Genomic DNA, 20276 nt, shown 5'->3' with positions numbered 1-20276 from the left:
CTACAGTCCTTCCTGGACCTCGACCTCATCGATGATCCCGACGATGGTGGCGTCCACAGGTGCATCGGTAATGGCCCCGGCGTTACGCGCCGAGCTGCCCGTGGCCACGAGAACCCTCTCGCCGATGCCCGCACCGATGAAGTCGACGGCCACTAGGGTGTCGAGTTCTTCGTTGGTGCAGGCGTCCAGCCGCCTGACCACCATGAGTTTCATGCCGCTCAGGCCCTCTTCCTTTCTTGTGGCCCACACATTGCCGATCACTTTGCCAATTATCATCCTGGTCGCCTCGTATGCTGATGGAAAGGCCGGGTGGTCATGGCCTCTCCGTTGTTATCCCCGGGAAAGGGTGATGCCGAGTTCTTTGGCGCTCTCCACTGCCAGGGGAGTGACCTGGGCGTCGGCGGGGAGCCTAAGTTCCTTGGCACCCCGCTGCCCTGCCTCAGCCACATCCGCGTCCGTCACCAGGGGTTTCCTGATCCGGACGGTGTCGCGCTTTGTCACATCCATGGCCACAAGGCCGTATCCGGCAAGGGCCGCTTCCTGGCCCTCAAAGAGCCGCATGAGGCCTTCCGGGGCGGTGTCGGCATGGCGTTTGTATTCAAACTCCACCACCTCCACGGTCTGACCGGCCAGAAGAGCGCGGAAGGCCAGCTCCATGAGCGGTCCTTCGGCCCGTCCTGCGGCCATGTCCGCCATGTGGCGGATGGAGAGGTAGGGCACGATGCGCCTGACGGGCTCGTTGGGCCCGGGATCCTCATCCGGGTAGAGAAAGGTGTTCCCCTTGCCCAGACGCTTTTCAGCGGCCTGGCATTTGGGGCAGCTTCTGTCCCCGATGATGAGCACCCTGGAGGCTTCGTCCCCCCCGCCGATCTGCTTGAGAACTTCGACGGTAATGGCTTTCACCAGTGCTTCAACATCCATGGTCTGTCTCCTGTTCGCCCGTGCTCACGGAGCTCAGGGCAATGCCCATGGGGGTCACGAGAAAGGGGTTGGCCGGTTTGTGCACCGGGATCCCGAGTTCTTTTTCGAACACGGTCTCCATGCCGGTGAGGCAGCAGGTGCCGCCCACAAGATAGACGGATTTTATGTTCCGCCCCTTGATGTGCCCCTTCACGATGGTGGCCATCTTCTGAATCACGGGACGGACCGCGGCAAAGATCTCCTTGTGCCGTCCGTAATCCCGTTTGATCTCCTCGGCCTCTTCGAAGCTCACTTTGTAAGCACCGGAAAGGACCAGGGAGAGATGGGTTCCGCCCGTGGCTTCGTCGGCTACGTAGACTACCTTGCCCTTCTCCAGAATGGAGAGGCCGGTGGTTCCGCCGCCGATGTCCACGATGACACCGTCTTCGACCCCCAGGACGGCGTTGGCCGCCGTGGGCTCGTCCAGCAGGTTGGTCACTTCCATCCCCGCGCCTTCCACCACATAGCCGTGGGTCTTGCAATCGGACTCACCGGTACCGGGGGGCACGGCAATGGCCGCCCTCTCCAGTTCCCGTCCGAGGCGTTCCTCCAGCTGGGCTTTCAGGCGTTTCACCACCGTCATGGCGCCGATGTAGTCCACCACCAGGCCGTCTTTGATGACCTGGGCAAACTCCATGGCACAGGCCACGGGCTCTTTTTTGCTGTTCATGACGACCAGCACGATGAAGGCGGTACCTAAGTCCACCCCCACCAGGAGCTCTTCGGTGGGAGACACCTCCCGAGTGGTTTTGAGACACGTTTCAAGATCGGCAATGGTCCGATCAACGGATGAAAAGTCCAAGGTTACGCCTCCTGGGTTACGCCCACGATACGGCCGGTGGCATTTTTGCCCAGGCCGCAGCTGTTGGCTTCATCAAAGTCGATGTGCATGGCCAGGCGAAAATCCTTGTTCACCCGAACGATGACATCCTTGAACACGGCCGGACGGCTTCCGTCCATATGGACATCCACCTTCTGGTTGTCGGACACGCCGAAACGGGCCGCGTCCGCAGGGGACATGTGGATATGACGGGCAGCCACGATCACGCCCTCGTCCAACCCGGCAAGGCCAGTGCCGGAGGTGAGGACAATACCCGGGGTACCGGCCACGTCGCCGGACTGACGAACCGGGGCCTTGATCCCGAGGATACGAGCGTCGGTGAGGGAAAGCTCCACCTGACTCTTGGAGCGGGCGGGTCCCAGGACGGCCACGTTGTCGATGACACCGCTGGGCCCGATGAGACGAACCCGCTCCTTGCAGAGGTACTGTCCCGGCTGTGAAAGCTCCTTGACATGGGTCAGGGATCCGCCGAACAGCTCTTTGACGTCCTCTTCACACAGATGGACATGGCGGCCGGAGAGCTCCACCGGAATGGAATCCCCGGCTGCGGGGGCCCCCTGGGTACCGGTGCTGCCCACCTGGGCCATGACCTTCTTGATAATATCTTCTACGATTGTCTGTTCCATCTGATCTCCTACGTGTACATGCCGCCTTTGTCTTTGAGCATCATGATGTAAACGGCGCTGCTCATTCGGTTCAGTGCCTGGACCACATCGGGCTTGTCCAGGTGAAAGGTCTCTTTCAGCGCACTGACGGCCGATACTTCCATTTCCCGAATCTGGGCTCGCAGGCGGTTGAGCCTCAGAATCATCTCCCCCATGTCGTATGAAGGGAGCAGGTGCCCTACCCCGAAGTATTTTTTCGGGTTGTGGGAGTGGGCCCGGAGTTCCGCATCGGTCAGGCCGATGATGGGCTTGTCCGGGATGGGGGTGTCCAGGACATCGCGACGCATGATGTCGCGGGTCCACTCGAGGAGCTCTGCGAGATCCTCCACCAATGCCTTTTTCCCGGCATCATGGGCTTTGGCCTGCAGAAGGAGGATCTCCCCCTGGCAGGTGTCGAGGCGGCCCCTGAAGACAATCCGGGGGTGGTCCTTGGGGACCAGCCGGTTGCCCGTGAGCTGGGTCATGTGCTCGGGCTTTGTCTCAAACTGACCGCCGTCCACGGCCGATACGTATCGGGGACCGGCCGCTTTGGGTTCTTCTGTCTTCCCTTCCGCCTCTGTTTTCTTCGGGGCGGCCCCGGGCTGTGAAGGGCTTGGCTCTTCAGCGCCCCTGACGACCTTGACCCCCTTCTCACCGAGAAGCTGGGATGCGGAGGGGGTCAGGATCTGACCCTCCTCCAGCCTGAAAGTCTCAGGAACGTCCTTTCTGAAGAGATCTCTCAGATAGGATTCCGATATGACTTTCATGGCTTATTATCCTTCGATCTTGGGAAGGATCAGTTCAACCTCGCCGTGGGGACGGGGAATGACGTGTACGCTGATGAGCTCGCCCACGCGGTCGGCGGCTGCGGCTCCGGCGTCGGTGGCTGCCTTGACGGCGCCCACGTCACCACGAACCATGACGGTGACGAGACCGGCACCCACCTGGCTGCGGCCGATGAGGGTAACGTTGGCAGCCTTTACCATGGCATCTGCTGCTTCTACTGCGCCTACAAGACCTCGGGTTTCGATCATTCCAAGAGCGTTCTGTGAACTCATGTTGTTTTCTCCTCGTGTTATCGTATGAAAATCGTTCGTTTTAAAAACCTGCCACTGAGCAAAGCAATTTGCTTGCCAGCGTCCTTGGGAAACCGGCCTGAAGCGGCAGGTTTCAAAAACCCCGCAAGGGGTGTGTCATGCCGTGATTAAACGGTGCCGCTCATCTTCTTGAGCTGCTCCATGATCATGTTGGTCACCGCCTGCACGTCGATGCTCTCAGCAGGGGCAGAGCAGCTGGTGGTGGCTGCGTCGTCCAGGCCGTAGGCCATGCGACGGATGTTGAAGAGCTGCTGGGGCCCAACGTTCTCGGAGGTGGCGCTGCCGCCCACGGTCCCGCACCCGAGGGTAAGGGAAGGAGCCATGTTGGTGGAGATGCCCACGGCGCCCTGGGTGGTGGGGGTGTTGACCAGGCAACGGGAAACGGGCTTTTTCAGGGCAAATTCACGGATCACGGTCTCGTTGTTGGAGTGGATGCCGATGGAGTGCCCCATGCCGCCGTTCTGGAGGAGTTTAAAGCAGAGCTCGCAAGCTTCCTGCCAGTCGTTGACCACGTAGAAACCGAGCAGAGCGGTGAGCTTCTCCTTGGAGAAGGGGAATTTGGGTCCCACACCGGGCTCGTCGCAGAGCAGCATGGTGGTGCCTGCGGGGATGTCGATACCGGCAACCTTTGCGATGTCCGCTGCGCAGCGACCTACGATGGCGGGGTTCATGGAACCGTTGGCACGCTCCATGACGGCCTTGACCTTGACAAGATTCTCCCCTTCCAGGAAGAAGCCGCCCTGGGCGATGACGCTGGCCTTGACCTTGTCGGCGATGCAGGCTTCGGTGACGATGGACTGCTCGGAGGCGCACACGGTGCCGTTGTCAAAGGTCTTGGAGGAGAGGATCTTCTGCACGGCCACGTCCACATCGGCGCTGCGCTCGATGAAGGCGGGCACGTTGCCGGAGCCCACGCCCAGGGCGGGGGTACCGGAGCTGTAAGCCGCCTTGACCATGGCGTTGCCGCCGGTGGCCAGGATCATGTCGGTGATCTTCATGAGCTCATCGGTGCCCTGCATGGTGGGAACGCTGATGACGCCCACGAGGTCCTCGGGGAAGTCCATGGCCTTGAGGACGCCGCGGATCATGTTCACGGTGGCCGAGATGCACTTCACCGCGGTGGGGTGAGGGGAAAACACGATGCCGTTCCCGCTCATCAGGGCGATGATGGACTTGTAGAGCGTGGTGCTCGTGGGGTTGGTGGAGGGAATGAGGCCGGCGATGACGCCCATGGGAGCGGCAATCTCGACGATCTTCTTCTCCTTGTCCTCGTTGATGATACCGATGGTTTTGGTGCCTCGGTAGTAGCTGACCAGTTTTTCGGAAGCGAGGATGTTCTTCTGTTTCTTGTCCTGCCACTTGCCGTAGCCGGTCTCTTCGCTGGCCATCTTGGCCAGCTCTTCAGCCATCTCGGAGCCCACCTTGGCAATGGCCTCAATCAGAGCGTCCACACGCTCCTGACCAGCCTGGGGGAGCGTGGGCTGTGCAGCGCGTGCCGCACGGACCAGGGCTCGAGTTTCCTGAATTGAGAGCAAATCCTTATCTACCATCTTCACGTCCTCTCTTACTTCTCTAATGTCTTCATGTATTGCACAAACGCCTCAAGAAGATCTTTCTTCTTGGCATACTTGATCTCCCCCCTCGCAATGGAAAAGGAGGGAAGCTGCCGGGCGAGGCGCCTCAGTTTGGTCACTTTCATTTTTTTCAGGTCCGCCATGTCGAATCCCGGTGCATCGTCCGCATCGGGAGCCGGTGCCGCTTCCTTCGCCTCGGAAGCTTCCCGGACAGGCTCGGCAACCTGGACAGGGCCGTCGCCTGGCTCCGCCCCAGGGCGGGCGGTGGGTTCAGACGGGGCATTGCAGGGGGCCTTGGGCTCGGGAACACACTTGGGGCGTTTTCCCTCTTCGATCAAGATGCCTTCAAGGCCTTCGGCGGTCCGGGCGATGACGGTCACGGAGAGAACCTCACCCAGGCGGGCGGCCGCCGTGCTGCCGGCATCAACAGATGCCTTGACGGCGGACACATCGCCTTTCATCAGGATGGAGACCAGGCCCCCGCCCACCGCCTGAGAGCCCATGATGGTGACATCGGCGGTCTTCACCGCCACGTCACCGGCCTCCACGGCGGGAACAAGTCCCACGGTCTCAATGATTCCTAATGCCTTGCCGTTCATAAGGACCTCCCGTGATTAGTATTTCAGGGGATTGTCGGCCACATGGATCACGGCGTCGGCAAAGGCGTCACAGGCTGCCTTGCAGGCGGACTGGCTCCCGGTGAGCAGGCCCCCGCCGAAGTTGGTCTCTGAAGGGGGACCGAAAAATTCCACCATCTCCACGTCGGCGGCTTTCAGGGCCGCATCCAGGGCGTAGATCGCCTCGATGGGAGGGGCGATGAGATACGCCATGGCCTCGCCTTCGGGGATGCCGCCCAGGTCGGACAGAAAAGAGCCGGTACGGGAGACGCAGTGGGCGTAATAGGGGATGGAGTCGTCATCGTTGGCGCTGTAGAAACAGGCGTCGTTTTCGATGAACTCGATGGCCGCGTTGACCCCGCTCTTGACCTCGGCCGGGTTGGGCCCGGAGAGGATACCGATGAATTCACCGGCGAGCTTGGTGCTGGCGTTGTCGGCCCCACCGTAAAAACTCTTGGCGTAAGCCACCTTGACGTCGGCCTTCTTGGTGGCTTCGTCAATGGCGGTGTATCCCACGTCGTCGCAGTCGGTGGTGATCATGCCGATGCTTCGGTGCCCCTCGGGGAGCTCCAGGCGCTTGATCATATCCGAATCCACGTTGGGGATCATCTTGACGCTCAAAACGGTCGTGCGAAGTGCATCACCTTTCATGTGTTCGTGTCTCCTTGGTCTTCCTAAATTTGAAGATCGATGCCGCTTGCTTTCTGCTCGAGCATCTTTTTAACGATATCCGCAATCTGTGCACCGGCCTCAACGGCGGGGGTCCCGCCCTTGTGGATGTTGGAGATAATGGTGCGCTTGGATTCGGAGATCCCTTCGCGGCACTGGTACACCATGTAGGCGCTCATGGACTCGCCGGTGGCCAGGCCCGGGCGCTCGCCCACGAGGGCGACGGTTACCTGGGGCTGGGTCACTTCAGAGGCGCTGTCCATGGAGGGCACGCGGGCGTAGCGGACAAAAAAGGGCGTACCGCACTCGATGCCGAGGTTCTTCAGGCCCTGGAGGGCTGCTGCCATGGTGTCCTTGGCGTTGGTCTCGATGGCGGTGGAGCTCAGGCCGTCGATGACCACAAACTGAACCGTGGGGTTCATCTTGCACTCGGCCTTGGCCTTGGCGATGCTGTCGGCATCGAGCTTGCGGCCCAGGTCGGGACGGGTGAGGTACTCGTCCTTGTCGGCGCACTGGGTTTTCAGCTCCAGCAGGCCCCAGTCCTTGATGAACTCAGAGCAGACGTTGTTGAAGACCGCGTCCTGGGCCACAGCGTGGTCGGCGCGGAAACGAAGGGAGCTTCCGGTCAAGTACCGGGCCCCTGTGCGCCAGATCCCGATACGGGCCGGGGTGGTGGCCTTCATCTTGAGGTAGGCCTCACGGTTGTTGGGCTCGGGAACCAGAAGCTGCTTGCGAAGGTCGACAGCAGCCAGGTCCTCGCCCACTTCGCAGGAGGCTGCGGCACGAGGCTCGTCTGAAGCAGCCGGAGCCGCATCAGCGCTGTCCATGGTGGTCAGCACCTCGGCGATGATATTTTTAAGTGTGTTTTCTGAAATCACGTCGATCCTCCCTGCTATCGAATGAAAAGGGACGCGTCGCCTGCGCGGCGGGTCATTTTACCGTTTTCCATGAGGCCCATCTTCTCGAGCCAGGCTTCGAACTCGGGAACAGGACGCAGGCCCATAATCTCACGCAGGGCGGGGGTCTCGTGGTAGCCGGGGCACTGATACATCAGCATGATGTCGTCGCCCTGGGGTACGGAGATGAGGTAGTTCACGCCCGCTGCGCAGAGGAGCATGCCGAGGTTTTCGATGTCGTTCTGGTCGGCCTTCATGTGGTTGGTGTAGCAGGCGTCCACACCCATGGAGATGCCGGAGAGCTTGCCCATGAAGTGGTCTTCAAGGCCTGCACGGGTCACCTGCTTGGCGTCGTAGAGGTACTCGGGACCGATGAACCCGACCACGGTGTTGACCATGAAGGGGTTGTAGTGACGGGCAAACCCGTAGCAACGGGCTTCCATGGTGAGCTGATCCACGCCGTGGTGGGCGTCGGAGGAGAGCTCGGAGCCCTGGCCGGTTTCAAAGTACATGACGTTGGGGCCTACGGAGGTACCCTCTTTCAGCATCAGGTCATGGGCTTCGGAGAGAAGCGCGGCGGAGACGCCGAAGTCTTCGTTGCCCTTCTGGGAGCCTGCGATGGACTGGAAGATCATGTCGCAGGGGGCGCCTTTACGGATGGCGTCCATCTGGGTGGTGACGTGGGCCAGCACGCAGTTCTGGGTGGGGATCTCATACTCATCCATGATCTCGCGGAACATGGTGAGAATGTTCAGGCAGGAATCCGTGGTGTCGTTCACCGGGTTCAGGCCGATCACCGCGTCACCGGAACCGTAGGAGAGGCCCTCCAGGGTGGAGATGCGGATTCCGTCGGGATCGTCGGTGGTGTGGTTGGGCTGAAGGCGCCAGGCCAGGGTGCCGGGCATACCGATGGTGGTGTTGCACTTGGCGGTGACGGTGATCTTCTTGGCGCCGTATACCAGGTCCATGTTGCTCATGAGCTTGGTGACGGCCGAGATCATCTCAGAGGTCAGGCCGCGGGAGGCACGGAGCAGATCGGCACCGGTGGTCTCGCTTGCAAGGATCCACTCGCGAAGCTCGGCCACGGTCCAATTTTTCATGGCGCCGTAGATCTTCTCGTTGAGGTCGTCCTGGATGATCCGGGTAACTTCGTCCTCTTCGTAGGGCACTGCGGGATTGTTTCGGATATCGGCCAGGGTGATATTGCTCAGGACCTCTTTGGCGGCGACCATCTCCGTGACGGAAGCAGCGGCAAGGCCGGCAAGGCGGTCACCGGACTTCTCCTCATTGGCCTTGGCCATGACATCATAGAGATCCTTGAACTCATAGACGGCCCCGAAAAGGGTTGTTTTCAATCTCATGTGTACGTCCTTATCTTAAGTAGAGTAAAACGCTGCGTCTTTATTTCCTGCGCACGCCTCAACCAATGACGAGTGCACAGAGTGCGGGATCATGCCTGACGGACATGGAAGTCTCCCATGAGCAGGGTGTTTCGTTGGAGTAAGGAAACAAGGCACACACCTCTTCCGGTAATGCGGCCAAAGTCATCGGGCAAATTGGAGTTTGCAGGCCCCACCCGTTCAAGGTCGGCCTGTTCCCTTACATGACGCAGAAACGGCAAAACACCTGCGCTGCATGGCGCTTCATCAGCCCGGCGCATCTTGCGATGCTGCGGGTCGCCTGCGTGTCGAGTCGCCATTGAGTCGAACGCGTGCGCTCCTTCCGAGCTCGGCGGGGGCGCGGACATGGGCCCGTCCTTCCACCGTGGTGCACTTCTCCCGAACGCCTTTGTAAGGGAATCCGCTTTGGGCGTCCCCGCCAGAGGCGGGGCCGCCATGTCATCATATGTTGCTTCACCGGTCGGCCCCGGTTGTGACAATCCGGGGCCGGCCGATGATGTAAAACCTAATTCAAGTCGTCTTCGGACGGGTCGTAGTCGATGAGGTGGTGCCGACTGTAGACCAGGTAGTAGACGATCAGCAGCACGAAGACGAGGGCTGCGATCATGGTCATCTTGGCGTTGGCCAGGTAGCAGGCCACAAAAGCGAAACAGCCGAGGACCGTGCTCACGCCGGAGGTGATCCTGCCGCCCGGGGTTCTGTAGGGACGGTAGAGATCGGGTTCCTTGACGCGCAGCACATAGTGGGATGCCGTCATCATGATGTAGGAGATGGAGGCACCGAATACCGCCACCACCAGCAGGCTGTCGCCGTCCACCACAAGGGAGAGGGCAAACCCGATGGACCCGATGACGATGAGCGAGACATACGGGGTCTTGCGCGTCCCGGTGAGGGACAAAAACGTGGGCAGCATGCCCGCACGGCTCATGGCGAAAAACTGCCGGGACGCACCGTAGATGAGCGAGAAGAAACTGGCCACGAGGCCTGCAAGGCCCACCACGTTGATCATGCGGCTGACAAAGGTCGGCCCGCCGTACGCGTTGGGAGACTGGATGGCCCCGATGAGGGGGTCTGCAGCATCGCGGATCAGGAAAGCCGAGGAGCCGCCGGGCCCGAAAAAGAGAATCAGGGCGGCAAAGATCAGAAGCGTGGTCATGGAGACGATAATGGCTTTCGGCATATCCTTGGTGGGATCCTCGCACTCTTCAGCTGCCAGGGGCACCCCTTCCACGCCGAGGAAGAACCACATCCCGAAGGGAAGCGCCGCCCACACACCGAGCCAGCCGTTGGGCAGAAAGGTGGTGGCACCTGCCACATCGGCAGCGGGCTTCATGTCAAAGAGGTTGGCCATGTTGAAATGGGGGATCATCGAAACGATGAAGGCCACAAGGGCTGCCACGGCGATGACGGTGACCACCATGATCAGGGTCAGGGCCTCGCCCACACCGTAAAGGTGCACCCCTACAAAAATGCCGTAAAAAAGGGCCTTGGTCATCCAGGTGCCGCCCAGCAGCATGGAGACCCCTCCCTGCATGGCCTCGGGGACCATCCCGAGAAGAGAGCCTCCGGCTCCGAAGAGCGAGCCGCAGTACCCGGCAATGAAACATGCAATGGCCGCAGGTGCGATGGCGTATTCCAGAAGAATGGCCGTGCCTGTGATGTAGCCGCCCAGGGGACCGAAGGCCCGCTTGGCAAACTCAGACCCACCGCCCGCAGAGGGCATGATGGTTGCCAGCTCGGCCTCGGAGAGAACCATGCTGGTGTACATGACCGCCATGAGGACCGTGGCGATGAGAAGACCGCCCCACCCTGCTTTTTCGATACCAAAGTTCCACCCGGCGAAGTCGCCGGAAATTACGTACGCGACGCCCAGAAAGGAGAGAAGGACCCAACCGGCCGCTCCTTTTTTCAATTCCCTCTGCGCGTAATAATCGTCTTGAACTTTTACAGCACTCTTGCCTGACATAACGCCTCCTTGAAAAACAGTATTCTTGAAAAAATCATCTCGTCGACTTCATCAATAAAACCGTCCGCTCTGTCTCGTCTCTTCTATCGCCCTCCTTGTCTCGTTTGACGGGGCGGCGTACCCTGCCTAAGGGCCTCGCCGCCTCCGGGTGGTTCCTGTGTGGTTGCATCGCCGTGTTAATAGCTGAACAACAGTGTCTTGACGATGACGGGGACCACGTTGCCCCCGGCAAGCTTGCGACCGATGTCGATGTAGTCTCCGTTTTCCACCTTCACCGTATCGATACAGATCACTTCCTTGCGGTCCCCCAGCTTGACCTGAAGGGTCTGCCCCAGGGCCTTGGCCAGGTCGTTTTCCACCACCACGGTGAGGGGAGCCTCCTCCTGCAGCACCGCGTCCATGCCCTCCAGAATGCTCTCGGCCAGGCAGTGGATCTGCTGAAACCCGATGTCCCTGGGGCCTTTGAAGGCCAGGGCGGGCATCTGCTTCTCCCCTTCCTGGAGCCTGAACCAGGCCACCTTGTCCCGGATGATCGCGCCCCAGGACTCGAAGGGAAGGGCCTCGTCCTCACGTGAAAGCTTGAGCACCGGAATGTTCTGGATGGGAAGGCTCTCGCAGCTCACGGAGATGGTGCTTCCGCTGATATCCGTGGTATGGGAACCGGCCCCCACCACCGTGGCGCCGATGGTCTCGGCCGGGATAAGCACGGGGATCTTTTTGCCGATGAGAGAGTGTGCGATGGCCTGGCCCAGCAGAAGGCCGATGTCCCCGTACAAAAAGGAGTCGCAGGTGATTTCGTCTTTCAGGCAGTCGGCCACGCCCCCTGAGATGGTCACGTAATCGATGGTGTAGTCCCGGCGCAGGTCCTTGTCCGTGCAGATGAGGGCCAGATCGTCCGTGGGGGGCCGGATGCCCACCACCTCTTCCAGGAGCTCGCTCATGCGGATGACGATTTTGGTGAGAAAACCCCGGTCCACGGGCTGCCCCACGGCAATGGGCACATGGTTGGCCTCGGCAAGTTTCTGCATCTTGTCGGAGATGTAGGCGATCTTACCGCCGTCCACCTTGATGAGTCGGCCGCCGATGTCCAGGCAGCTGGTGTCGATGACCTCCCCGTTGTCGAAGACGGCGATGTTGGTGGTGCCCCCGCCGATATCGAGGTTGGCCACCACGGCCCCCCGTTTCTTGGACTCACCCGAGGCGTTGGCCCCCTTGCCCGCGATGATGCCCTCAAGGGCAGGCCCTGCCGTGGCCACCACAAACTCCCCGGCAAAATGGGAGAGGGCTTTTTGCACCTCGGCGGCGTTCTCTTTCCGGGCGGTTTCACCGGTGATGATCACGGCCCCGGTCTGGACCTGCTCGGGGACGACCCCGGCCTTTTCATACTCGTGCTTGACGATGAGGCGTACTTTCTCCCCATCGATTTCGGTATTTGACTTCAGGGGGGTAAAGTGGATGTCGCTTCTGTAGACCACCTCTTTGTCGGCAATGGTGATACGGGGGACGGATATCATGGAGGCTGTGTTTTCAATGGTAATCCGGCTGAAAACCAGCTGTGTGGTGGAGGTACCGATGTCGATACCGACGCTTAAGATGCTCTCTTTCATGAATAAACTCCGTCCTTTTCTACGATCCTGACCCGTTCCTGCGGTCCTAAAACAAAAAAAGCCTGAAGATCTCCGCACCACATCCGCGGGTTCTCCAGGCTTCATCGCCTTTCAGGCGCCCCCACCCCATTGTGGAAGCTTCAACTTGTATGCTCGTCGGGTTGTGCCGGTCTTGCCGGCCCCGATTGTGTTCAGCTGGTTTGCGGAATCGAGGGGTACTCCGGCCGTTCCTGGCTGGTGGCCTCGTCCAGGGGAAAATCAAAGAGCACCTTGGTGCCCCCCTCACCCGATTCCGTGGTGAGGGTCCCGTGGAGCTTGTCTTTTACAATGCTGTTGACGATCCGTGTGCCAAGGGCGCCTTCCCGGACCTGCCCCACGTCAAAGCCCACCCCGTCGTCGGTGATGACGATGTTGCCGTAGGTGGACGCCTTGCAGATCTCCACGCAGATGTTGCCCTTTTCCCGCCCCTTGAAGGCGTGCTTTAAACTGTTCTGGATCACCTCGTTGGTGACCAGGGCTATGGAGGTGGCCGTATCGGAGTTGCACATGAAGGTGTCCCCCTGAATGAGAATCCTCACCTCCTTGCCGCCCACCACCGAGTAGTCCACGATGCTGCTCTTGATGCGCTGGAGCATGGTAAGAAGGTCCACGTCGTCCACGCCGTTCTGGGCAAGGATCTCGTGGGTGGCTGCGATGCTCAGCACGCGACTGATGCTCTCGCTGAAGGCGGTCTTTGCCGAGACATTGTCCACCCTGCGGGACTGGAGCCGAAGCAGGCTGGCAATGGTCTGCAGGTTGTTCTTCACCCGATGGTGAATCTCCCTGATGGCCACGGACTTGAGAATCAGTTCCTTCTCTTTGGCCTTAGCGTCCGTCTCATCCCTCATCAGCATCACCACTCCGGAGACTTTGAAATCCCTGTTCTTCATCACGGCATACTTCAGGTTCAACACCAGGCTGCCCACCTTCACTTCGTTGTGGCTCAGTTGCCTCTTTTCAAGGACATCCTGAAACACAACCTGGTCCAGGGCCATGTTGGAAAAATGGATCCCTTCCAGCTTGTCCAGATACCCCAGCTTGCGATAGATGGTCTCGGCAACGGGGTTCACATAGGTGGAGATCCCTGTTTCGTTGAACATCACAATGCCGTCGCTGTCGTGATACGGCAGGTTGTGGTCCCGGTGGCGCGAGGTCATCAGGGCTTCCATGAGCTGTTCCGTGGTGCGGGAGAGGACCGAGAGGTTGTTCTTGGTCTTCACATGGTCGGTGATGTCCTTCTCCGCAATAAGCACCCCGATGACGCGCCCCTCATCGTTCTTGATGGGGGAGACGTTCTGGCGGACGTTCTTGTTCTCCTGGGTCACGGCCCACATGTCGGAGGTGGGCATGCCCACGTCCAGGGTCCTTAAGACCGCCGGTTCCTTGCTGCGATAGGCAAGCTCCCCCACAACCGATCCCTTGTACAGGGACTCCTGGCTGTTGGGTTTGGCCTGGGCCACCACAACGGCCTCGTCCGGATCACGCGTGATGCAGTCGATAAAAATATCGGCACCCGTGCAATCGGCTATCATACCGAGGTTTTCCGCCACGGACTTCAGCTTGGCGATGTCCTTGGCGGTCAGGTCGTTGTGTTTGCAGCAAAGTTCTTCGATCATGTGAATCCCCATCGACTCCCGTCCACCGGTCAACCGTTCAGAACGATGACCTTGGCGATCTCCTTCATGGAGCACCGCTTGTCCATGCTCAGCTTACGAATTCGGTTATAGGCGACGTCCTCACTGATGTTATACGTCTTCATCAGGATGCCCTTGGCCCGTTCCACCATCTTGCGGCCTTCCAGCTGGCCCTGGGCCTTCTGCATGTCGCTTTCCATCTTGGCGATCTCGGCGCCCTTGGCCACGGCAATTTCCACCATGGGCAACAGGGACTCTTCTTTCACGGGCTTTACCACATACCCCATGACGCCGACATCCTTGGCCTGCTCCACAAACTCTTTGCCGCTGTAGGCCGTCAGCAGGAGGATTCCCCCTGCGGTGCTTTCATCCCGGATCATCCGGGACGCCTTGAGGCCGTCCAAAAGCGGCATCTTGATGTCCATCAACACAAGATCCGGCTTGTGCTTGCGGCACATTTCCACGGCGTCGAAGCCGTCGGACGCTTCACCCAGTACTTCGTAGCCGGCCCCTTCGAGAATTTCCCGAATGTCCATGCGTGTAATGGGCTCGTCATCCGCTATGACAATTCTGTACCCCATGCGTTCTAACTCCTGCGTGTCTCGTGTGCTGCCGTAAACTCAAAAAAAGGAGAGATGCCCTGAAATCAGGCCAGCAGCTCGTGCAAAATATCAAGGCCGACGTTCGTCTTTGAACTGGACCGGATAATCTCTTTTACCCCGGCGTTTGCCAGGAATCGCTCTGCCCTCTCCACGTTGCATCCCTCGACATCCACCTTGGTCACGATACCGATGACCTTTCGGGTGAAGATGGAAGAAAACTGCGGCGGAAACAGGCTGCTGATCCGCGTGGCGTCCTGCACCATGGCCACCACGTCGCAATCTGCCGACGAAGTGATCAGGGCGGGATAAAAACGCCTGTTTTCAAGGAACTCACCGGGGGTGTCGATGAACCGGCCGCAAAACTCCACGGCCTGGGTCTTCTTCGATGAAAAGCCTTCGCCGGAGAGCACTTGAATCAAGGTGGTCTTCCCCACCCCGGACTCCCCGATGAGCATCATCTTTTTCTGTTTCGTTTCATCTGCCATGGATCAGGACCTTGTCATTTCCACGGATGCGTAATGCAGCACCTCGTCAAAGTAGTCAAGGACCCCCTTAAGGGCCGACTCCACGCTGGCCACATCTCCCACCAGAACCAAGGACCCGCCGAACCGATCGAGAAAGCCGATCTCGACCCCGGCAGCCTTGGTGGCGATGTCTGCGGCAATGATCACCCCTTCGCTCGGTGTAATGGTCAGGATCCCGATGGCGTCGCCCGCCTCGTCGTCCAGCCCGAGCTTCATGTAAATGCTTTTGTGGGGGCTGGCAATTACATGGGCCAGGGTAACCTGTTTACCCGGCACATATTCTTGAATGACCCGTTGCTTCTGTTCGCTTGCGTCAACTATCACTTCATCCCCCAAAAACAAAAAAAGCCTGTAACGGGAATCTGGAACTTCCAACCCCGATACAAGCATCATCGCTGACATTACACGCCGTTGTGTAACAAAATAAGTTGCTTAGTGCGTACCATAACCACATAAATATTGACAAGCCTTTTTTTCAACACAGACGTCTCGCCCTGATGTCCAACCCGTGATACGGGCCAAAAACCATGGGCGTACCCACCTGAATTTACGAATTATTTTCCCGCCACAGTCATTAACTAACCCGTAACAGGACCGTATGTATTTCAGCAAAAAAAATCAGCCACACCCCCCATGGGGCAACCCGCGGGCTGCCGAGATCATCCGATGTGACATCAGGGAGTTAGCTGACAATAAGCATAAGCAATTCACATGCCAACAATTCACTATATTTTCTTTTTCGCCATACGGGCCAGACATGTTCCCGATGGCTGAACACCAACGCAGCCCCACACCACAAAAAAAGGCCGCGCACGTTCTTCGTGCGCGGCCTTTCTTGACCTTACAATGCAGTGTCCATGGTTTGCGAACAGATGTTACGCCATGGCGAGACTCTCGCCACTTTTTCAGGACACATGCCGTGCTTTAAGCCGGGATCAGGCTGCAGCGCAAACCTCTTCGGAAGCAACGCCATTTTCCTGCTCCTCTTTCTCCAGGGCCAGGGCCGCGGGAACAGAGAGGAGGTAAGCCAGACCAAAACCGGAAGCCCCACCGAGGAGTTTGCCTGCCATAACGGGAAGGATCAGGTTGGGCTGGAAGTTGGCGGTGAAGGAGAGGTGGTCGCCAAAGGTGAAGGCGGCGCATACGGAGAAGGCCACACAAAGAACCTTGTCCTTGGGACGCATGTCGGCGATGAGGCGGAACATGGCCAGAATGTTGGCGGCAGCAGCGAGGATACCCGCAGCGCCTTCGCTCTCGAGACCCACCATGCGACCAATCTTGTCCATGGGACCGGCAGCGTACTTCTTGATCAGGTAAACCATGGGGAAGGCACCGCAGAGCATGATACCGATGAAACCGGCAACCTCCAGGGCACGGAAGTTGTCCGCCTCGTCTGCGATGATGGGATCAAAACCCCAGGAGCCGAAGACACTTGCGAAGAAGCCGGTGAAGTATTCAACGATGGAGAAGACAAGCACCAGGGTCAGGGCAATGTTCATGCTGCGACCGAAGAAGAGGAAGCCTTTGATCATGGTGTTGGGAACCATCTTCAGGCCGATGGCCAGGGTCACACAGAAGATGGTCAGGGGCATGAGGTTCAGGAAGATCATCTTGAACGTCAGACCCAGTGCGAAGGCAGACTCTGCGTTTACAGAGATCATGCCACGAACCATCATGTCGGAGATGGAGAGCATGCTGCAGGAGATGAATACGCCGATGGGAATACTCAGGAGACCGGCCATAACACCAAGTGCCATGTATTTGTGGTCTTTTTTATCCAGCATGGTCAGACCCACGGGGATAGAGAAGACGATGGTGGCACCGGACATGTAACCAACAACCATGGCCATGATCCAGCCTTCACGGGAGAGGGCCAGAACATCGGCAAGCTGGTAGCCGCCCATATCAACAGCGATGATGGTGGTTGCCGCGATGGCAGGGTCAGCACCGATGGCACCGAACATGGGACCGCATACGCTTTTTACAAAAGCAGACAGGTAGGGGCTGGCGGCAAGGATACCGGCGGTGGGGATGAAGATGGGTCCGATGCTGTGGAGGCCTTCGAGGAACTCCTGACCGAGGGGGCTCTCATCGTCCTTGATGTATGAAAATGCGCCCAGCACAGCGCAGATCATAATAATGTAAATAATAAACTGACCAATATTGCCCATGACAAAACTCCTAAATTCTACAAAAGTCTGTGGTGGATCGCCTGCCTGCTCCGCCCAATAGCGTCTGGACGGATATCAAAGGTGCGACCAAAAATTATCCTCTTGTTGTGCAATCACCCGATAATTTTGGCCAAAAAAAAACTTGCAACTGGGTATTCCTCTCCCGGTAGCAAGCTTCATCGACTCTCTTCAGCAGCACGCCATTGTGCCGCCCTACTCCAATTTTTGAGAATCTTTAACACAGATAAACTCACATTGACAAGAGACCTTAGTGAATAATTTTATTTTACAAACAATGTTCATAGTTGGTCCGTTTATTGCTTTAGCCCTTCCCCTATAGGGGAACCCCTTCCCAACCGTGGATTTCGGAGCGCATTTCATGCAAAAAAAACGTGCTGCCCTATCCTCTTCCGGCCTCTGGCCCCTCCTCTTTTCCCATGCGGGTCCCCCGGCCTTCGTCGACCCGAATCGCCGCACACCTTTGCAAGGGCGCCTGTGCCTGCGCTCTGAATTCCGGGGACTACTGAATTGAATAATTATTTGCTACGGGCCCCTTATGGCTTTTCATCCACACGAGGCTCGCATATGATAAGAGAAAAACTCACCCGAAACCAAGGTTGGCTCACATGACGAATCACCCGGAAAAACGAGACCATGAGCGCTACGAGGCGCGCCAGACCATTTCCTACCGCTTGACATCAAGCACCGAGTACAAAAAGGGAACAACCCGCAATCTGAGCAAAACCGGTTTTCTCCTTGAATCCGATGAAACCATCCCCGAGGGGGAATCCCTGGACCTGTCCATACGGATTGACGACACCCCCGTCCACTTCAAAGGCCGGTGCATCCACAGCGTACAACCAGATGCCGGCCCCGCCCTCTCCGGTGTTCTGGTGCTGAAGATCAGCACGGCCGGCATGGTCCCCTTCCTCTCTTTCATCGATAACCTGGAGGCACAGCAGCAGACCAACCGCTCCGCCATGGACAACGTTGTCCAGCGCATCGCCTCCGAGCACAAAATCATCACCCAGTACGTGATGGTCATCCAGGGCATCCTGGCCGATGCCAAGACCGGATCCAGCTCCATGGAGCTCGAAACCGTCCTTGACCTGATGCAGAAAGAGCTGTCCACCCATTTTTATATTGAGGAAAAACTGCTCTTCAAAACCGGACTTATCCACCTTCCCGCAAAATTTCACGGCCTCATTGCTGAGTTGACCCATGAGCACTCAGAGCTTGAAACGGCATTGAACCAGATCATTGAAGCCGTTCAGGGTCTTGAGGCCGATGAAGGGATTTTGGCAAAGGGACTCGACGTACAGATTGAAGATTACCTGACCTCATTGAAACACCATGCCACCAGGGAACTCATGGAACTTTTTCCCATTCTGGAATCCAATGAAAAGGCCGTACAAAAGCTGACACAGGCCGTGGGTGAGATTGTGAATGGGTAGATGGGAGGCAGAGGCTAAGGGCTAAGGGCTAAGGGCTAAGGGCTAAGGGCTAAGGGCTAAGGGCTAAGGGCTAAGGGCTAAGGGCTAAGGGCTAAGGGCAGGATATACTGGGGGTTTTGGCCGGACAAGGAAAATCGGGCGCGGACGTCCCGCGGATTTAAAAAAACCGACCGTTCGAATCTTATGGTTCGAACACGGCGTCATCCAGGGGTCCGTCCACCTTCAGGTCCCGGAGAAACACGGTCTCCTGGGAGCTGTCTGCGTAAAGCTTGACCACCTTGACGGGGAGCAGAAGCTCCGGGTGAACCCACAGCAGATAGGTGACCTCGCTGCCCTCCACCAAAAGCCGGGGACACAGATGAGACTGCACCGATTCGGGCGCAAGACGCGTCACCGTCCCTTCCCGGGCATATCGCCGCACCGAACGGATGAGGGCCCCGATATCGGAGCGGTCCACGGTGTGCCCCTTGGGATCGGTAATCAACGGGTTGTCCGGTGACAGGGTAAAGGCCGGCAGGCGGGTGGCAAAGGGGCGAAGGGACACCTGCTCCTCATGGGGATTGTAGATCAGGCGGGCGCCCTTGTGGGGGTGGATAAAGTCCATGCGGATAAAACCCGGTTTCTTGTAGGTATAGATGATGCGATTGCGGTCGTCTTCCCCTTCCGAGTCCAACAGGGTTGTGTAGTGGTCCAGGGCATCGAAGCGCTCCAGCATCCGGTCCAGGAGAGGCCGCTCTTCCCCCCACACGGGCGGCACCACGGCCAGACAGGCCAGAAGCAACAAAAAGGATGTGACGCGTCGGATCATGGGGCGACTCCTTCGCTCACATACCGGGAAAACCCGCGCATGCCCTCGACCATGAGGCACTTGTGATTTTTCGTGAAATAGTCTTTTAAAAAGGGAGACAAAAGGCTCATCCAGGGCCGGGCTGTCCGCACCTGAAGCGAGAACTGCCCCCGGGTGCCCCGGCGGCTCTTCTCAATACAGCAGGAGCAATACCCTTCGATATCACCATGGATATCGGCAGAGATAAATGCCTGGTCGGTGACTTCCCGAAGCACAGCCCGGATATCCAGTCCATAGGGCAAGGAACCTCTCCAGCGTGTGGTGTACTGCTTGCCCGCCATGTCGGGAGGAAGCGTATCAGAGGACTCGGAAGACTCCAATCCCTGCCACCATCCGGGCCACGCCTCCACGTGAAGCATCTCGTCCCAGACGGTTTTCACAGGCGCTTCAACGCCCCACTCTTCTTCAAATCGGTAGCTTCGCCACCGATCCAGCCATGCACCCCACACGTCGACCTGCCTTATTTCAAATCCACTTCCATGCCCGTCCATGAGCCCCGCCAGCGTCACGCACGAGTCCGGCACAGTAACACAGGCAAGATCCGGAGAGAAGACGTTACCGGCGTTGGGCCCGTTTTTACCTGCCGTCCCCACGCCTCCCCCCTGGCCGCGCCATGGACAGCCCAGGAGTCACATCCCTTGAAAAAAAGCCCCAGGGCTTGACAAGCCCCGGGTTCCGGGAGCAAGGTGAGCTTGTCGCCTCCACCTCTTGCAAGGACGACACCCAAAACGGGG

General features: G+C 58.5%; 21 protein-coding genes. 1 reads left to right on the top strand and 20 read right to left on the bottom strand.

Annotated elements, in window-relative coordinates; translation table 11 throughout:
* The 18 genes from MSL71_RS13435 to eutH form a co-directional block, all read right to left on the bottom strand.
* Positions 1-276, bottom strand: a complete 276-nt coding sequence (locus MSL71_RS13435; RefSeq protein ID WP_180141132.1) for a EutN/CcmL family microcompartment protein — start codon at positions 274-276, stop codon at positions 1-3.
* Between the two features lie 54 nt (positions 277-330).
* Positions 331-921, bottom strand: coding sequence for a hypothetical protein (locus MSL71_RS13430; RefSeq protein ID WP_180141130.1), 591 nt, complete (start codon positions 919-921; stop codon positions 331-333).
* Positions 911-1762 carry an ethanolamine utilization protein EutJ gene (gene eutJ, locus MSL71_RS13425; protein ID WP_180141128.1) on the bottom strand — a complete coding sequence of 284 codons (852 nt, stop codon included), beginning with the start codon at positions 1760-1762 and terminating at the stop codon, positions 911-913. Before eutJ ends, MSL71_RS13430 begins: the two co-directional genes overlap by 11 nt.
* Positions 1763-1764: 2 nt before the next feature.
* Complete coding sequence (locus MSL71_RS13420; RefSeq protein ID WP_180141126.1) at positions 1765-2427, bottom strand: phosphate propanoyltransferase; 663 nt, start codon at positions 2425-2427, stop codon at positions 1765-1767.
* An 8-nt stretch (positions 2428-2435) separates the two neighbouring features.
* Positions 2436-3212 (bottom strand): hypothetical protein, encoded by a 777-nt coding sequence (locus tag MSL71_RS13415; RefSeq protein WP_180141123.1) that lies wholly within the window; start codon positions 3210-3212, stop codon positions 2436-2438.
* A 6-nt stretch (positions 3213-3218) separates the two neighbouring features.
* A complete protein-coding gene (gene eutM, locus MSL71_RS13410) occupies positions 3219-3503 on the bottom strand; it encodes an ethanolamine utilization microcompartment protein EutM (protein WP_092210417.1) in 285 nt (94 codons plus the stop codon).
* A 146-nt stretch (positions 3504-3649) separates the two neighbouring features.
* The gene (locus MSL71_RS13405) at positions 3650-5092 is read right to left on the bottom strand and encodes an acetaldehyde dehydrogenase (acetylating) (protein ID WP_180141121.1); all 1443 of its coding nucleotides are present in this window, start codon (positions 5090-5092) and stop codon (positions 3650-3652) included.
* A gap of 14 nt (positions 5093-5106) precedes the next feature.
* Entirely contained in the window at positions 5107-5715 is a 609-nt protein-coding gene (locus MSL71_RS26915) for a BMC domain-containing protein (RefSeq protein WP_180141119.1), read from the bottom strand.
* 15 nt (positions 5716-5730) lie between these two features.
* Positions 5731-6384 (bottom strand): ethanolamine utilization microcompartment protein EutL, encoded by a 654-nt coding sequence (gene eutL, locus MSL71_RS13395; protein WP_092210414.1) that lies wholly within the window; start codon positions 6382-6384, stop codon positions 5731-5733.
* Positions 6385-6407: 23 nt separating this feature from the next.
* Positions 6408-7280, bottom strand: a complete 873-nt coding sequence (gene eutC, locus MSL71_RS13390; protein ID WP_180141117.1) for an ethanolamine ammonia-lyase subunit EutC — start codon at positions 7278-7280, stop codon at positions 6408-6410.
* Positions 7281-7294: 14 nt separating this feature from the next.
* The gene (locus MSL71_RS13385; protein WP_180141115.1) at positions 7295-8659 is read right to left on the bottom strand and encodes an ethanolamine ammonia-lyase subunit EutB; all 1365 of its coding nucleotides are present in this window, start codon (positions 8657-8659) and stop codon (positions 7295-7297) included.
* A gap of 544 nt (positions 8660-9203) precedes the next feature.
* Complete coding sequence (gene eat / locus MSL71_RS13380) at positions 9204-10664, bottom strand: ethanolamine permease (RefSeq protein ID WP_180141113.1); 1461 nt, start codon at positions 10662-10664, stop codon at positions 9204-9206.
* 176 nt (positions 10665-10840) lie between these two features.
* The gene (eutA, locus tag MSL71_RS13375; RefSeq protein WP_180141111.1) at positions 10841-12271 is read right to left on the bottom strand and encodes an ethanolamine ammonia-lyase reactivating factor EutA; all 1431 of its coding nucleotides are present in this window, start codon (positions 12269-12271) and stop codon (positions 10841-10843) included.
* 191 nt (positions 12272-12462) lie between these two features.
* The gene (locus MSL71_RS13370) at positions 12463-13926 is read right to left on the bottom strand and encodes a sensor histidine kinase (RefSeq protein WP_180141109.1); all 1464 of its coding nucleotides are present in this window, start codon (positions 13924-13926) and stop codon (positions 12463-12465) included.
* Between the two features lie 29 nt (positions 13927-13955).
* Positions 13956-14525: an ANTAR domain-containing response regulator gene (locus MSL71_RS13365; protein ID WP_180141107.1), complete on the bottom strand. Its 570-nt coding sequence runs from the start codon at positions 14523-14525 to the stop codon at positions 13956-13958.
* A gap of 65 nt (positions 14526-14590) precedes the next feature.
* Complete coding sequence (locus MSL71_RS13360) at positions 14591-15031, bottom strand: EutP/PduV family microcompartment system protein (protein WP_180141105.1); 441 nt, start codon at positions 15029-15031, stop codon at positions 14591-14593.
* A gap of 3 nt (positions 15032-15034) precedes the next feature.
* Positions 15035-15394 carry a BMC domain-containing protein gene (locus MSL71_RS13355; protein ID WP_281374493.1) on the bottom strand — a complete coding sequence of 120 codons (360 nt, stop codon included), beginning with the start codon at positions 15392-15394 and terminating at the stop codon, positions 15035-15037.
* 611 nt (positions 15395-16005) lie between these two features.
* Positions 16006-17241, bottom strand: a complete 1236-nt coding sequence (gene eutH, locus MSL71_RS13350) for an ethanolamine utilization protein EutH (RefSeq protein ID WP_180141103.1) — start codon at positions 17239-17241, stop codon at positions 16006-16008.
* A gap of 626 nt (positions 17242-17867) precedes the next feature.
* Here eutH and MSL71_RS13345 point away from each other — a divergent pair.
* On the top strand, positions 17868-18695 hold the full coding sequence (locus tag MSL71_RS13345; protein WP_180141101.1) for a hemerythrin domain-containing protein: 828 nt from the start codon (positions 17868-17870) through the stop codon (positions 18693-18695).
* Between the two features lie 181 nt (positions 18696-18876).
* Here the strand turns inward: MSL71_RS13345 and MSL71_RS13340 are convergent, their stop codons facing one another.
* Complete coding sequence (locus MSL71_RS13340) at positions 18877-19503, bottom strand: LolA family protein (protein ID WP_180141098.1); 627 nt, start codon at positions 19501-19503, stop codon at positions 18877-18879.
* Positions 19500-20135, bottom strand: a complete 636-nt coding sequence (locus MSL71_RS13335) for an SRPBCC family protein (protein WP_180141096.1) — start codon at positions 20133-20135, stop codon at positions 19500-19502. Before MSL71_RS13335 ends, MSL71_RS13340 begins: the two co-directional genes overlap by 4 nt.
* Positions 20136-20276: the final 141 nt, after the last annotated feature.

It is taken from the genome of Desulfoluna butyratoxydans (genome assembly GCF_900699765.1).
GTDB lineage: Bacteria > Desulfobacterota > Desulfobacteria > Desulfobacterales > Desulfolunaceae > Desulfoluna > Desulfoluna butyratoxydans.
Note: the sequence above shows the minus strand (reverse complement) of the source record. Positions and strands in the feature narration are given on the sequence as shown.

Bases quoted from the DNA above. Each gene is read 5' to 3' on its own strand.
- MSL71_RS13435 (WP_180141132.1), bottom strand. From the start codon at position 276: ATGATAATTGGCAAAGTGATCGGCAATGTGTGGGCCACAAGAAAGGAA.
- MSL71_RS13430 (WP_180141130.1), bottom strand. From the start codon at position 921: ATGGATGTTGAAGCACTGGTGAAAGCCATTACCGTCGAAGTTCTCAAG.
- MSL71_RS13420 (WP_180141126.1), bottom strand. From the start codon at position 2,427: ATGGAACAGACAATCGTAGAAGATATTATCAAGAAGGTCATGGCCCAG.
- MSL71_RS13415 (WP_180141123.1), bottom strand. From the start codon at position 3,212: ATGAAAGTCATATCGGAATCCTATCTGAGAGATCTCTTCAGAAAGGAC.
- eutM (WP_092210417.1), bottom strand. From the start codon at position 3,503: ATGAGTTCACAGAACGCTCTTGGAATGATCGAAACCCGAGGTCTTGTA.
- MSL71_RS13405 (WP_180141121.1), bottom strand. From the start codon at position 5,092: ATGGTAGATAAGGATTTGCTCTCAATTCAGGAAACTCGAGCCCTGGTC.
- MSL71_RS26915 (WP_180141119.1), bottom strand. From the start codon at position 5,715: ATGAACGGCAAGGCATTAGGAATCATTGAGACCGTGGGACTTGTTCCC.
- eutL (WP_092210414.1), bottom strand. From the start codon at position 6,384: ATGAAAGGTGATGCACTTCGCACGACCGTTTTGAGCGTCAAGATGATC.
- MSL71_RS13385 (WP_180141115.1), bottom strand. From the start codon at position 8,659: ATGAGATTGAAAACAACCCTTTTCGGGGCCGTCTATGAGTTCAAGGAT.
- eat (WP_180141113.1), bottom strand. From the start codon at position 10,664: ATGTCAGGCAAGAGTGCTGTAAAAGTTCAAGACGATTATTACGCGCAG.
- eutA (WP_180141111.1), bottom strand. From the start codon at position 12,271: ATGAAAGAGAGCATCTTAAGCGTCGGTATCGACATCGGTACCTCCACC.
- MSL71_RS13370 (WP_180141109.1), bottom strand. From the start codon at position 13,926: ATGATCGAAGAACTTTGCTGCAAACACAACGACCTGACCGCCAAGGAC.
- MSL71_RS13365 (WP_180141107.1), bottom strand. From the start codon at position 14,525: ATGGGGTACAGAATTGTCATAGCGGATGACGAGCCCATTACACGCATG.
- MSL71_RS13360 (WP_180141105.1), bottom strand. From the start codon at position 15,031: ATGGCAGATGAAACGAAACAGAAAAAGATGATGCTCATCGGGGAGTCC.
- eutH (WP_180141103.1), bottom strand. From the start codon at position 17,241: ATGGGCAATATTGGTCAGTTTATTATTTACATTATTATGATCTGCGCT.
- MSL71_RS13345 (WP_180141101.1), top strand. From the start codon at position 17,868: ATGACGAATCACCCGGAAAAACGAGACCATGAGCGCTACGAGGCGCGC.
- MSL71_RS13340 (WP_180141098.1), bottom strand. From the start codon at position 19,503: ATGATCCGACGCGTCACATCCTTTTTGTTGCTTCTGGCCTGTCTGGCC.